Source organism: Devosia sp. GW821-FHT12F11, assembly GCF_058806655.1.
Map to the genome: position 1 here is coordinate 64,993 of NZ_JBXAPX010000007.1, position 12,340 is coordinate 77,332.

Below are 12,340 nucleotides of genomic sequence, written 5' to 3' on the forward strand. Positions count from 1 at the left end.
GGCGTAAGGCTTGCTGCGTGCGCCCGGCTGAAAGACCCAGCGGCCCTAGAAACTTGAGCAGGAACGCTCGCGAAGAATGACCTACATCGTCACGGACAACTGCATTAAGTGCAAGTACATGGACTGCGTCGAGGTTTGTCCCGTCGACTGCTTCTATGAAGGCGAGAACATGCTCGTCATCCACCCCGACGAGTGCATCGATTGCGGCGTCTGCGAGCCCGAATGCCCGGCCGAGGCGATCAAGCCCGATACCGAGGGTGGTCTCGACAAGTGGCTGGAGATCAACAGCAAATACGCCTCCGCCTGGCCCAACATCACCGAGAAGCGCGACGCTCCGGCCGATGCCAAGGAGTGGGACGGGGTCGAGGGCAAGTTCGAGAAATACTTCTCCGAAGCCCCCGGCGAGGGCGACTGAGCTTCGCCCGGCGGGGGCACCCGGCCTGTTTGAGCAGAGCGATCAAGCCCCGGTTTGTCGCGCATTTGCCATAGCGATGAACGGGTTGGGCCCGGAAGCTGAACGGCTCCCGGCGGTCTTGATTCGCAACTTTTGATTTTGCTGAAATTTTGTGCTACGCTCCTCAAACGAATGGAGCTTGCCCGTCATCCAATGCGTGCCTTCGGGCACCCTTTTTTTTGACACCAGCAATAATGGGGGCGCAGTCATCCGGTCGCGCGGACCGGAAGAGTGCGCAAAGGGTTTTGCTTATCTGTTCGGACGGGCGAACGAGCAACAACAGGACGGCCTCTCCGCGAAGAGCTGTCCGGCGGCGGCGTTAATAGGAGTATCCTCTATGGTCACCAAGAAGCCTCAGCAGCGGCTTGGATTCAAGACGGGCGAGTACATCGTCTATCCGGCGCATGGCGTCGGCCTCATCACCTCGATCGAGGAACAGGAGGTCGCGGGGCTGACCCTCGAGCTGTTCGTCATCTCGTTCGAGCAGGATAAACTGACCCTTCGTGTTCCCGTCGCCAAGATCAAGTCGGTCGGCATGCGCAAGCTCGCCGAAGAGGAAGAGGTCAAGAAGGCGCTGGAGACCGTCACCGGTCGCGCCCGCGTCAAGCGCACCATGTGGTCGCGCCGCGCCCAGGAATACGAAGCCAAGATCAATTCCGGCGACCTGATCGCCATCTCGGAAGTGGTGCGCGACCTGTTCCGCTCCGACGACCAGCCCGAGCAGTCCTACTCGGAACGCCAGCTGTTCGAGCAGGCGATGGACCGCATGAGCCGTGAGGTTTCGGCCGTCAACAAGCTGACCCTCACCGAGGCTGTGCAGCTGATCGAGAAGAACCTCGCCAAGTCGCCGCGCCGCGGTCCGAAATCGGACGCCGCCGACGCCGAGGAAGCCGCGTAAGTTCACGTCATGTGACGCATCGGGGCCGGTCGCAAGACCGGCCCTTTCTGTTTCTGCCCGTGGCCACCGGGGCACGGCCTCGTGACGCCGAGGCGCAACCGCGGCAGGGTGGCGCTGCCCCAATGATTGATTCCATGACCGCCAGACCTCGACAGATCTTCATCGCCGCCGCCGTGCTGGCCGGCCCTGATGGCCGTATCCTCCTCGTGCGCAAGCGCGGCACCGGCGTGTTCATGCAGCCGGGCGGCAAGATCGAGCCGGGCGAAGCGCCATTGGGGGCACTGCAGCGCGAGGTGCACGAGGAACTGGGTATCGCCATCGATCCAGCTTCCGCCCGCTATCTCGGCCGGTTCTCGGCCCCCGCCGCCCATGAGACGGACGCCACCGTGGTGGCAGAAGCCTTCTGGCTCGACATCCAGTCGACTCCGACGCCACAAGCCGAGATCGAGGAAACCCGCTGGGTCGACCCTGCCGAGCCCGGTCAGCTCGAGCTGGCGGCCCTGTCGCGCCACCACATCCTGCCGGCCTACCTCCGCAACCGCTGAACCTTACTTCGGAACCGGCCAGAACGCCCGGACGCGTTGCTGGTAGGCCAGGAAGCGGTCGCCGCGGGTACGCAGCATGTGGGTTTCGAGCGGCGGGATGCCCGAGACGTGCACCAGCAACCAGTACATCATCGCCGGCGCCAGCAGCGTCAGCCAGCCCAAGGGATAGGCGAGGCTGACACCGATCGGTACATAGGCCAGCCAGTGCAGCCACTCGAAGAAGTAGTTCGGGTGCCGGCTGAGCGACCACAACCCGACATCGCAAACCCGGTCGGCATCAGCCCGATCGGCCTTGAACGCCCTCAGTTGCGCGTCGCTGACCGCCTCGCCGGTGATCGCGAGCAGCGCGATGACGACGCCAAGCATGTCGCCGAGGCCCAGCGGCGCGGGATTGCCGGCTGCCGCGAGCGCCGCGACCACCAGCACCAACGCCGCCACGGCCTGGACCTGGAGAAACACGAACAACTGGCTGCGATAACGCTCACCCCAGCCGCGGCGCAATTCTGCGTAGCGCGGATCGTCGCCGCCGATGAGGGTGCGGCGGGCGATGTGGGTGCCAAGACGCAATGCCCATAGCGCCAGCAGCGCCATCACCAGCAGCGTACGTTCGCTCATCATCCCGGCCGCGGACCACCACACGGCGACGACACCAACCAGCCCGGTGCCATAGCTCCAGAACGTATCAGCCCAGCCGGACCGGCCCGAACTGACGACCACCCACCAGGCCAGCGCCATTATCGATGACAGCAACACCGCCGCGATCACGATCGTGGTGCCGCTGATCATTTGACCTGCTCCGGCACGCGCCGCTCGGAGACCCTCACCGTCCCCGAGGCAATCCGCTGCCGCGCCGGCGACCAGTGAAAGAACGGCACGCCCTTGGCGATGAGCTTCAGGGCTTCCCAGTGGATGCCGGCGACCACCTTGAGCGTCATCAGCGGGTAGCCGGCAAAAGCCCGCCACAGCGCCCGATTCGACAGCTCTTCGCGCCGCCCGGTGAAGCTGGCGGTGAGCAGCAGCCCCTCGGCATCATCCTCAAGGATCGAGACACCGACGCGCTCCTTCGGAGCGGTCATGCGGAAACGATAGGTGCAATCCATCGGCATGAACGGCGAGACGAAGAACTGCTTCTTCGTCGCATGCCGCACCACCCGCCCATCGCCGCCGGCCGGCAGCGCATAGGTGTGGCGCTCGCCGTGCGTGTTGTGCACCTCGTAAAGGATGCCGGCGAGGGATCCGTCCTGGCGATGGCAGAAGTAGACGCTCAACGGGTTGAACACGAAACCGAAGAGGCGCGGATAGCAGAGCAGCTCGATCCGGCCGCCATCATAGCCGATCCCGGCCTCGGCCAGTCGCGCTGCCGCCCACGCCTTGAGCGGCAGCTGCCCATCGCCATGATCGGACTGCCGGAAGCTGATCACCCCGGGGCGCTCGATGCCGAGCAGGGCGAACCGGCCGGCAAGCGTCTCGAGCTCATCGAGGTCGAGCAGCAGGCAGAACACCTTGTAGCCGAGGCTGTGCCGCTTCGGCCTGAGCCGGGTGTGCGCGACCTCGCCGCGATACAGCGCCGACCTCATTGCACCGCTTCCAGCACCGTCGGCGCCGCAGCGATGCGGCTGTGCTGCGCGGCCCAGGGCGGGCTGATGCCGAACTGGCTGGCTACCGCCAGGCCCGATTGCAGCGCGTCCTCGTGGAAGCCGTAGCCGAAATAGCTGCCGCAGAACCAGGTATTGCGCACCCCCTGCAGCCGCCACAGCTGGTCCTGTGCCGCCAGCGCTGCGTGGTCGAACAGCGGGTGGGCGTATTCGAAGCTGCGGACGACGCTCTCGGACCGCGGCTGCCGCGACGGGTTCAGGGTCAGGAACAGCTGCCGGCGGGTGCGCAGCGACTGCAGGTGGTTCATCCAGTAGCTGACGCAGAGCGGCCGGTCGGTTCCTGCATCGTCCGAGCCGATATAGTTCCAGCTGGCCCATACTGACCGCCGCCGCGGCATCAGCGCGGGGTCGTCATGCAGCACCGCGACATTGGGGGTATAGCGAAAGGCGCCGAGCACTGCCTGCTCGTCGTCGGAGGCGGCCGCGAGCAACCCCAGGGCCTGGTCGGCATGAGCGCCGATCACGACGTCGGTGAACACTTCGCGCCCGCCCGCCGCATCTTCGACAATCACCAGGCCAGCTTGCCGGCTGACCCGCGTCGCGCCCGGGCGGCGTTGCATCGCGGTGCCGATATCGGCCATCAGCGCCTCGACATAGCTACGACTGCCGCCAAGCACGGTGCGCCATTGCGGCCGGTTGGTGACCTGCAGCAAGCCGTGGCTGGTAAAGAAGCGGAGGAACGAGCGCATCGGGTAGTGCCGCATCTGCTCCGAGGTGGTCGACCAGATCGCCGCGCACATCGGCAGCACGTGTTCCTCGACCAGCGCCGGCGACCAGCCGCCGCGATCAAGGAACTCACCCAGCGAAACCGCCTCCATGGCGCTCTCGTCGAGGCCGCGCGTCACTTCGTAGAACTTCACGATATCGGCGATCATCCGCCAGAAGCGCGGGTTGACGATGTTACGCTTCTGCCCGAACAGCCCGGACGGCCGGCTGGAATATTCGACCCGGCCATCGCCTACCGACACGCCCAGCGACATGTCTGAGTCGACGCTTGCCACCTGCAGGTGTTCGAGCAGTGCTGTGAAATTGGGGTAGTTGTCGGGATTATAGACGATGAAGCCGGTATCAACGGCGATCGGCCCCTCCGGGCACTCGACATCGACAGTGTTGGCGTGCCCGCCAAGCCAGCCATTGGCTTCGTACAGCACCACCTCGTGCCGCCGGCTTAGCAGCCAGGCGGCTGACAGCCCGGCAATACCCGCGCCAATGATTGCGATGCGCCGTCCCGACGCCCGTGCCTGGTCTTGTTGGAGATATCGCACCTGAATTTCCCATCTGCTGCCGATGGGAGCAACTACGGGTCGCGCACGGGAATTGTTTCAGCCGCGGCAAAAAACTCTGGCGGGCGAAACAGTTGGGCATTCCGGCCCGTTACTTACGGCTCAGTTCCAGGGGAGATCGCCGCATGCCGCCCTTCGTCGTCGCCTATGCCGGAGCCGCCATCACCATGCTGGCACTCGATGCGATCTGGCTCACCACCATGGTGCCACGCATCTACCAGCCGCAGTTGGGTGCCCTCCTCGCAGAGCGGCCCAACCTCGCGGTGGCGGGGGTGTTCTACCTGCTCTACCTGGTCGGCGTGGTGGTCTTCGCCATCCTGCCGGCGCTCGAGGCGCGCAGCTGGGTGACCGCACTGGGCTTCGGCGCCCTGCTCGGCCTCGTCGCCTATGGCACCTACGACTTCACCAACCTCTCGACCCTGCGCAACTGGCCGCTGAGCCTCAGCCTGGTCGACGTCGCCTGGGGCACCGCGCTCACCGCGGTCACGGCACTGGGCGGTTACTGGGCGGTGCGCTGGCTGGTGCCGGGCTGAGGCGCACCTCACAGATGGACCGAACGGCCAACGGTGTCATCGAGTGACCGCCGATACGCGGTTGCGGTGCCACAGAAATCACCCCACGCACGACGTCGGTGGGAAGACCAGACCGAGGCTAGCCACTGGACTAGAAACGGCCCTTCGCAGCAAACGACCTGCGCTTACTCGACGGTGACGATCTTGTACTTCTGCCCGGCGACCAGCGTGTCGCCCGGGTAGAGGTTGTTGAGGATATAGAACAGGTCGGTACCGCGGCTGAGCCCGCTCATCCGGCGCGCCAGTGAGTCGGCGGTGTCGACGCTGCCGGCAGTGACGGTGCGGACCACCAGCTTCTTGACCTGGCCGAGGTCCTTGGCGGTCGCCGCCCGGAAGCTCTTCAGCGTCGCCTCGGCCGCCTTGGTGAAGGCCGGGCTATCGAACTTGGCAGCGAAGATGAAGCGGTAGACCCGCCCGTCATGGCGCACCACCGCAACGCGGAAATTCCACTGCGGGGTGACCGCGACGCCGGTCGCCATCTCGAAACCGTTGGCGCTCTCGCGCTTCACCGTCGTGGGCTGCAGCCCGGCGATCCAGCCGGACTTCAGATAGTCCTCGAGCCCCATCGACGCCGGCACCTCGGCGCTGTCGAAGCGTACCGCCTCGCCCTCGCCGGCAACGCCCACCACGGCGCCCTTCGAGATCTGCAGCGTGTAGTTCTGCGGCACCTCGAAGGTGAACTTCAGCGTCGGATTGATATAGCGGCGGCCGACCACCGCACCCTGCGCCGGGCTGTCGCCGAAGGCGAGGCCTTCGATGCCGGCCATGTAGCCGTCGCGCGCCGTTTCGCCCAGGCCCGGGGCGCCGAAGAAGGCGCGCGCCGTCTCGATCGCCTTCTGGATGCGATCGGGAGTCGAGGGGTGCGAGGAAAGGAAGTCGCCTTCCTGGTCTGCATCGCCGGCCGAGAAATGCGCGAACCGGCCCATGGCGCCGAGGAAGCGTGCCGCGGCGTGCGGATCGTAACCGGCGCGGCCGGAGGTCAGGATCCCCTCCTTGTCGGCCGCCAGCTCCTGTTGCTGGCTGAACGCCGCAAGCGACATCTTCGAGCGGTTCGACGCCTGGTCGGTGGCCGTATCGGCGCCGAACACGCCCGACACCACCTTGTCGACGATCTCGTTGGTACGGGCCCTGTTGGTGCGGGCGCGGGCATGCTTCAGCGTCACGTGCGCGATCTCGTGCGACAGCACGGCCGCGATCTCCGATGTATCGGAGGCGAGCGCCAGGATGCCGCGGGTGACATAGACATAGCCGCCCGGCAGCGCGAAGGCGTTGACCTCGGCGGTGTCCAGGATGGTGACGGTGAACTTCTGGTTCGGCTGGTCGGCCGCCGCAAGCAGCCGCCCGACGATCCGCGCGATCATGATCTCGGCCTGACGGTCCGAATAGATGCCGCCATAGGAGGCGACGATGCGCGGGTGCTCGCGCGCTCCGATCGCGTCCTCCTCCGGATCGTCGGAAGCAACGATCGGCGCGTTCTGTCCCTCGGTGCGGGTCGTCGTGACGCCAGGCAGGCTCGAGCAGGCAGCAAGCACTGCGAGGAGTGCTGCTGCGAGCGGGGCGCCGAGCGCCGTGATCATCGAACGCGACTTCATGGAGCGAGGAGAACCTCTATCTGCTCTGGATGGGTGACTTCGACGCGCGGGCCATCGACGTCATCCACCCAGCCTCTGATCCGCACGAGGGCACCCTCGAGCTTGAGGGGGTCGAGGCCGGAGCGCGCAAAGAGCTGGACCGCCGACCGCTCGAGCACGGCGGTGAAGTCCTCTTTCCACGATCGGCCGAAATTCAGGTAGATGCGCCCCTGCGCCTCATCGGCGAGAAGCACTCGACCCTCCACCAGCTCGTAGTGACCCAGGCGCCCGGCCAGTTCAACCGGCCGGTCCGCCCGCCGCACGAGATAGTAGGGATCGGCCCAGATGCCAAGCTTCATCAGCCGCGCCGAGCCTTCGGCAACCAGCAACTGTGGCAGACATGCACGATTATCGGGGAACGAGTAGACCCGCGCCCAGCCGTCGGCGATCATCCGCTGCTGCACCCAGAGCTCGGGCGTGCCGATAACGAAGAGCTGCCCCAGCGTCCGGCCGTGCCGGTCGACCTGCTCGCCGCCATGGCGCACCGCAACCCGTTTGCCGAGCGTCAGCGCTTGCAGCGCCAGCCGCGCCTCCTCGGCTTTCGGCCACGTCTCGAAATCCTCGCGCCCCAGGGGCAGCTTGGGCGCTTGTGTACCGATCAGCCGGACCACGACGCCGGTATCGAGCACCACCGTGTCGCCATCGGTCACCGACATGACGGTGCCCTTGGGGCCGTCGACCAGCCCGTCACAGCCCATGGCAAGGGCGCTCAACGGCATGGCGACGAACACCGCAGCCGCAGCAAATCTGAGCACATTGAAGACAAGCAAGTTTGGCCCCATCCGACGACATGGCAAACTGCACGAAATTGCGGCGAAATTCTTCCATCTCGTGGCCGCACCACGACGAATGTTGCAACCCGGCCACTTCGCCCTGGAACTGCTGCCAGGGCAAACCGCAGACCTTGCCGGTTCGACGGCGTGACCGTTCAACGACTTGCAGCGTGCCCCGTTTCAACGAAACGGCCACGTGCTTTAGGATCACGCCGATTCTGCTGCCGGATCCCTGACCGATGCTCGCCGAACTCTTCGTCTATGCTGCGAGCTATCGCGGAACGCCGCCGGCGTTCCGCCTGCATCTGAGCGAGGCGGTGGGCCTGTGGGCCCGCGGCCAGCGCCAGACCCGCGCCTGGGCCCCGCATCTCGCCAACTCCCGCGGCCTGATCGACACCACCATCGACGACTTGGCCTCGCGCCGCACCGTAGTGGTGCTCGGCTCGGGTCCGCTGTTCGACGTGCCGGTCGAGTCGCTCTGCCGCACCTTCAAGCGGGTGATCCTCGTCGACCGCATCCACCTCTCGACCATCGGCCGGCGGGTCGACCGCTATCCCAATGTCGAGCGCCACTGGCATGACCTGTCGACGGCGAGCAATCCTGGCGCCCTCGACTTCCTCGAGGCGATCGACGATCTCGACTGGGTGATTTCGCTGAGCCTCGTCAGCCAGCTGGCGCGCGCCGCTCCCGGGGCAGAGCGCCGGGTGGTCGACGGCCATCTCGACAAGCTCGCGGCGCTCCCCTGCCCGGCCACGCTGGTAACCGATCTCGACTACCGCGTGTTCAACCGGCACGGCGTGATGCTCGACACTGCCGACCTGCTGCATGGCCGGCCGGTGCCGCGCAGCGGCCTGCGCTGGAAATGGGAAGTGGCGCCCTTCGGCGAGGAAGGCCGCCACACCCGTCGTGTGCATTCGATGGCGGCGTGGCCCGACTGGCGCCACGCCTGACCTCTCTGCTGGCTCAGACCAGGCGCGCGTCCAGCGTTACCTTGATGGCGCCGAGCGCCCGCGACACCGGGCACTCGGCCTTGGCCTTCTCGGCCAGTTCCTGGAACTTCGCCGCATCGATCCCCGGCACCTTGCCCTCGACTGTCAGCGCACTGCCGACAATACCGGTACCGGGAATCAGCTCGACCGCCGCGGTGACCCTGAGGTTCTCGGCGGTGGTGCCGTTGGCGGCGAGGAAGGCGCTGAACTGCATGGCAAAGCAGCCCGAATGCGCCGCCGCGATCAGCTCCTCCGGGTTGGTGCCGGATTGGCCGCTTTCGTCGACGAAGCGTCCCTTGAAGGTGTAGGGCAGGCCCGCGAAAGCGCCGCTCAGCACATCGAGCGTGCCGGTCCCCTCCTGCAACGTTCCCTTCCAGTTGGCGGTGGCAGTACGCTTCATCAGAAAACTCCATTGGTTTCGATAATTGGCGGGCGCGAGACTAGCGCTTTCGCGACCCCGCTTGCCAGCCCGGCCAGGCCCCCCAGCGGCCGCAGCAACGGGTCCCTGTTGCAGCGGGGTTCAGGCCGGCGCCAGCGCCGATATTGCCGCTGGCAAGGGCTGGGTAACCATCCGCCTCTATCCTCAGCCGCGAGTGATCGAGAGTGCCATGCGTAAATCCCCCGTGCCTGCCCTGCTGACCGTTCTGTTGCTGACCTTCGTCCTTGCCGGCTGCTCGTCATTGGGCGGCCTCACCAAGGACAAGCAGCCGCTTTCCGCCCGTACGGTCAGTGTGCTCGCCGCGCTCGACACCACGCCGGCCGCGCCGATGCTGGTGCGCGTCTTCAAGGAGAGCTCGGAGCTCGAGGTCTGGAAGCCCGACAGCCGCGGCAGCTACCGCCTGTTCAAGACCTACGCCATCTGCAAATGGTCCGGGGAGCTGGGGCCCAAGGTCAAGGAAGGCGACTACCAGTCGCCCGAAGGTTTCTATGAAGTGACGCCGGGGATGATGAATCCCAAATCCAGCTACTACCTCTCGTTCAACACCGGCTTCCCCAACCGGCTCGACCGCGCCCAGGGCCGCACCGGCAGCAACCTGATGATCCATGGCGACTGCAAATCGGTCGGCTGCTACGCCATGACCGATGAGCAGATGAAGGAAATCTACGCTCTGGCGCGCGAGAGCTTTGCCGGCGGCAATCCGAGCTTCAAGCTGGAGCTTTATCCGTTCCGGATGACCGAGGCCAACCTGACCCGGCACGCCGCCAACCCCAACATCGCGTTCTGGCGCAACCTCAAGCAGGGTTACGACGTACTGGCCCAGACGCAGCGGCCGGCGACGGTCGGTACCTGCGGCGGCCGCTATGTCTTCAGTGCCGGTTCCGCCGACCTGCCTAACGACCCGCTGGGCACCTGCCCGGCCGACGCTGCTGCCCCGACCACTGCCGACCTCGCCGTCGCCGCCGGCAATCCGGCGTTCTCGTAAGGCGGTCGCCAGCGCCGCGGCGAGGGCGAGCGATCACGCCACGCCGCCAGTTGAGTTCGCCCTGGCCGGTATTGACCCGCTCGGCGCCGGCGGCGGGCGTCTCGATCGTTATCGCCCCTCTATACTCATCTGCTCAGGTGCGGGCGGATCGACTGACCTGTCTGCAGTCGACATTTTGCTTTACCCCGGCCCGCGCCCGGCAAATAGTGTCGACCGCTGCAGCCACATAGAGTGATGATTGCGAGCGGGCTTTCGACACAATCGCGCTGCGGACTGCCGATCGGGGGGAGAACATGTCGGGTAATAGGAAGTTGGGGCGTGCTGCCGTGGCGGCCGCACGTGTGGGGATGTTTGTGCTGCTTGGCGGCACTGTTGCCCAGGCAAGTGATGAGCTGTTGAACGGCTTTTTTGCTGCCAATCCCTCTGGGTGCTTCAACGGCACCGGCGTGCTCTACGTCTGTAAGGACAAGCAATGCACGTCTCGCACCTACAAGGATACCGGCGCCCTTTCGCCGATGACGGTATCCACCGACACCATCATTGCCAAAGCGGGCGGCACCAGCAGCAACGGCATCGTGCGGGAGGCCGGAGACATTACGTTGCGCTATCAGTCCTACGGCGCGGACTATCTCAAGATCGTTCGGCCCGCGGGCCAGATGCTGGTCACCACCTATCTGGCCAAGACCGACCGGCAGGGCCAGATCGTTCTTCCGCTCATTGCCGATAAGCAGGCCAAGGACCCCTCTGCGAAGTCCGAAGCGCTCTCTCGTTGCCTCAACTACGAGGAGCACCTGGAGGAGATTTCCGGCCTGCCTGACGAGATCACCAAGATCGAAACTTACGTGGCGCCGGGCCTTCCTTTGGAGTTCGCCTACACAGATCCCGAAGCCTCAGAAGGGGCGGGGCCGATCGATGTGCCGGTCTACTTCTCGGCTCCCAAGAAGGACGCCTACATCGGCGAGGTCGTTCCGCTCCCCCACACCGGTCCTGACTATCCGGATCTCATGGTTTTGTGGACGATCTCGCCAGGTCTTCCCGTTCCAATTCAGGTCCTCGCATACGACCCGAAGTTGGCTGCCTATATAGACACGTCCCAAGACGCCTTTGTGGGGGATCGCCCCTTCACCGATGGTCCGCATGACGTCGCTTTGGGAGCGTTCGTCGACGGCAGACCAAGCGTTTACATACTCAACGGCGGGCAGGACAATCGTAAGGCCACTGGCGCAATCGACAACCTGCTGGTTCTGAACGACGAGGGGAAGCTTGAGGACTACGGCCGTCTGCTGACGCAGAGGCGGGGCTGGGGCGAGGGCTTGAGTGCCGGGGTGGTTGGCCCAAACGGCGAGATCGGCATTTATGCGGCCAAGATCCACAGTGCGCAGGACGGGCCGACGCAGTATCGGCAGGTCACATCAGACGGGCTGGTTGATAGGTCCAAGTGGGTGCCGAAGGACTTCCGATACGATGGCCTCGCCGCGCTGGTGGATGTCAATCAGGATCAGCTGGCCGACCTTATGACGGGCAGCAAGAAAGGCCTATTGTTCCTCAACCCTGGCGATGGAAATTTCAGCAAGGGCGAGAAAATCGCACTACCGAAGCCATCTGTGCCCTCTGCATGGAGCCCTGTGACCAAAAGTACGGAGCGTCCTGCGATTGCGAGTATCTCGGGCATCTCGGCCGAACAGAGCACAGGCAATGACCTTCTCATGGTGAGCACTCCCTTCTACAAGGGCTATTCGCTCCAATACCTGAAGAACGACGGTACGGGCCACTTTACCCACGAGACCGCTACGTACCTGCCGGGCGCGGACACAGTCTATGTCAGCAAGAGCAAAGCCAATTACGTCTGGATGCGTCGGGCCTGGGCATTCGAGGCGGAGAACGGCGTGCCGGACATCATCGCCAGGTCGGCGTCGGGTTTTGAGATTCCGTCCCGGGTGTTCCTGAACGAGGGCGGCATCTTCCATGAAGCCCTGTCCGTCTCAGGCCATGACATCGTGAACGTGATGCATATGGCGGGCAAGCCGGTGCTCATCCTGTCCAACTCGCAGACGGTCTCGTTCCTGGCCTACCCCGCGTTGCGTGCGGAGGATTGAGCACGACCCAACCGGATGGC

Annotated in this window: 13 protein-coding genes; 7 read left to right on the forward strand and 6 right to left on the reverse strand. The window is 65.2% G+C overall.

Features of this window, described 5'->3' with window-relative positions:
- Window positions 1-76: 76 nt before the first annotated feature.
- From fdxA to AC1ROK_RS19980, 3 genes are all read left to right on the forward strand, one after another.
- Window positions 77-415, forward strand: a complete 339-nt coding sequence (gene fdxA / locus AC1ROK_RS19970; RefSeq protein ID WP_273959908.1) for a ferredoxin FdxA — start codon at window positions 77-79, stop codon at window positions 413-415.
- 376 nt (window positions 416-791) lie between these two features.
- Window positions 792-1,352: a CarD family transcriptional regulator gene (locus AC1ROK_RS19975; RefSeq protein ID WP_492850146.1), complete on the forward strand. Its 561-nt coding sequence runs from the start codon at window positions 792-794 to the stop codon at window positions 1,350-1,352.
- Window positions 1,353-1,486: 134 nt separating this feature from the next.
- Entirely contained in the window at window positions 1,487-1,897 is a 411-nt protein-coding gene (locus AC1ROK_RS19980) for an NUDIX hydrolase (RefSeq protein ID WP_492850148.1), read from the forward strand.
- Window positions 1,898-1,900: 3 nt separating this feature from the next.
- On the opposite strand, the gene AC1ROK_RS19985 is transcribed toward AC1ROK_RS19980, so the two are convergent.
- The 3 genes from AC1ROK_RS19985 to AC1ROK_RS19995 are packed head-to-tail and all read right to left on the reverse strand — an operon-like array spanning window position 1,901 to window position 4,817.
- The gene (locus AC1ROK_RS19985; protein WP_492850150.1) at window positions 1,901-2,683 is read right to left on the reverse strand and encodes a DUF1295 domain-containing protein; all 783 of its coding nucleotides are present in this window, start codon (window positions 2,681-2,683) and stop codon (window positions 1,901-1,903) included.
- Window positions 2,680-3,474 carry a DUF1365 domain-containing protein gene (locus AC1ROK_RS19990; RefSeq protein ID WP_492850152.1) on the reverse strand — a complete coding sequence of 265 codons (795 nt, stop codon included), beginning with the start codon at window positions 3,472-3,474 and terminating at the stop codon, window positions 2,680-2,682. The genes AC1ROK_RS19985 and AC1ROK_RS19990 overlap by 4 nt, the downstream gene beginning before the upstream one ends.
- Entirely contained in the window at window positions 3,471-4,817 is a 1,347-nt protein-coding gene (locus tag AC1ROK_RS19995) for an NAD(P)/FAD-dependent oxidoreductase (RefSeq protein WP_492850154.1), read from the reverse strand. The genes AC1ROK_RS19990 and AC1ROK_RS19995 overlap by 4 nt, the downstream gene beginning before the upstream one ends.
- 143 nt (window positions 4,818-4,960) lie before the next feature.
- Here AC1ROK_RS19995 and AC1ROK_RS20000 point away from each other — a divergent pair, with 143 nt between their 5' ends.
- Entirely contained in the window at window positions 4,961-5,368 is a 408-nt protein-coding gene (locus tag AC1ROK_RS20000) for a DUF2177 family protein (RefSeq protein WP_492850156.1), read from the forward strand.
- A 164-nt stretch (window positions 5,369-5,532) separates the two neighbouring features.
- On the opposite strand, the gene AC1ROK_RS20005 is transcribed toward AC1ROK_RS20000, so the two are convergent.
- Window positions 5,533-6,999 (reverse strand): M48 family metalloprotease, encoded by a 1,467-nt coding sequence (locus tag AC1ROK_RS20005; RefSeq protein ID WP_492850158.1) that lies wholly within the window; start codon window positions 6,997-6,999, stop codon window positions 5,533-5,535.
- Entirely contained in the window at window positions 6,996-7,808 is an 813-nt protein-coding gene (locus AC1ROK_RS20010) for a thermonuclease family protein (RefSeq protein WP_492850160.1), read from the reverse strand. The genes AC1ROK_RS20005 and AC1ROK_RS20010 overlap by 4 nt, the downstream gene beginning before the upstream one ends.
- 242 nt (window positions 7,809-8,050) lie before the next feature.
- Between AC1ROK_RS20010 and AC1ROK_RS20015 the strand changes: the two genes are divergently transcribed.
- Window positions 8,051-8,761: a hypothetical protein gene (locus tag AC1ROK_RS20015; protein ID WP_492850162.1), complete on the forward strand. Its 711-nt coding sequence runs from the start codon at window positions 8,051-8,053 to the stop codon at window positions 8,759-8,761.
- Between the two features lie 13 nt (window positions 8,762-8,774).
- On the opposite strand, the gene AC1ROK_RS20020 is transcribed toward AC1ROK_RS20015, so the two are convergent.
- Entirely contained in the window at window positions 8,775-9,200 is a 426-nt protein-coding gene (locus AC1ROK_RS20020) for an OsmC family protein (protein WP_492850164.1), read from the reverse strand.
- Window positions 9,201-9,408: 208 nt separating this feature from the next.
- On the opposite strand from AC1ROK_RS20020, the gene AC1ROK_RS20025 reads away from it, so the two are divergent.
- Complete coding sequence (locus AC1ROK_RS20025; protein ID WP_492850166.1) at window positions 9,409-10,224, forward strand: L,D-transpeptidase family protein; 816 nt, start codon at window positions 9,409-9,411, stop codon at window positions 10,222-10,224.
- Window positions 10,225-10,550: 326 nt separating this feature from the next.
- On the forward strand, window positions 10,551-12,320 hold the full coding sequence (locus AC1ROK_RS20030) for a hypothetical protein (RefSeq protein ID WP_492850168.1): 1,770 nt from the start codon (window positions 10,551-10,553) through the stop codon (window positions 12,318-12,320).
- Window positions 12,321-12,340: the final 20 nt, after the last annotated feature.

Excerpts from the sequence above, each read along its gene's own strand:
- fdxA (WP_273959908.1), top strand. The coding sequence starts at position 77 with ATGACCTACATCGTCACGGACAACTGCATTAAGTGCAAGTACATGGAC.
- AC1ROK_RS19975 (WP_492850146.1), top strand. The coding sequence starts at position 792 with ATGGTCACCAAGAAGCCTCAGCAGCGGCTTGGATTCAAGACGGGCGAG.
- AC1ROK_RS19980 (WP_492850148.1), top strand. The coding sequence starts at position 1,487 with ATGACCGCCAGACCTCGACAGATCTTCATCGCCGCCGCCGTGCTGGCC.
- AC1ROK_RS19985 (WP_492850150.1), bottom strand. The coding sequence starts at position 2,683 with ATGATCAGCGGCACCACGATCGTGATCGCGGCGGTGTTGCTGTCATCG.
- AC1ROK_RS19990 (WP_492850152.1), bottom strand. The coding sequence starts at position 3,474 with ATGAGGTCGGCGCTGTATCGCGGCGAGGTCGCGCACACCCGGCTCAGG.
- AC1ROK_RS20000 (WP_492850156.1), top strand. The coding sequence starts at position 4,961 with ATGCCGCCCTTCGTCGTCGCCTATGCCGGAGCCGCCATCACCATGCTG.
- AC1ROK_RS20005 (WP_492850158.1), bottom strand. The coding sequence starts at position 6,999 with ATGAAGTCGCGTTCGATGATCACGGCGCTCGGCGCCCCGCTCGCAGCA.
- AC1ROK_RS20015 (WP_492850162.1), top strand. The coding sequence starts at position 8,051 with ATGCTCGCCGAACTCTTCGTCTATGCTGCGAGCTATCGCGGAACGCCG.
- AC1ROK_RS20020 (WP_492850164.1), bottom strand. The coding sequence starts at position 9,200 with ATGAAGCGTACTGCCACCGCCAACTGGAAGGGAACGTTGCAGGAGGGG.
- AC1ROK_RS20025 (WP_492850166.1), top strand. The coding sequence starts at position 9,409 with ATGCGTAAATCCCCCGTGCCTGCCCTGCTGACCGTTCTGTTGCTGACC.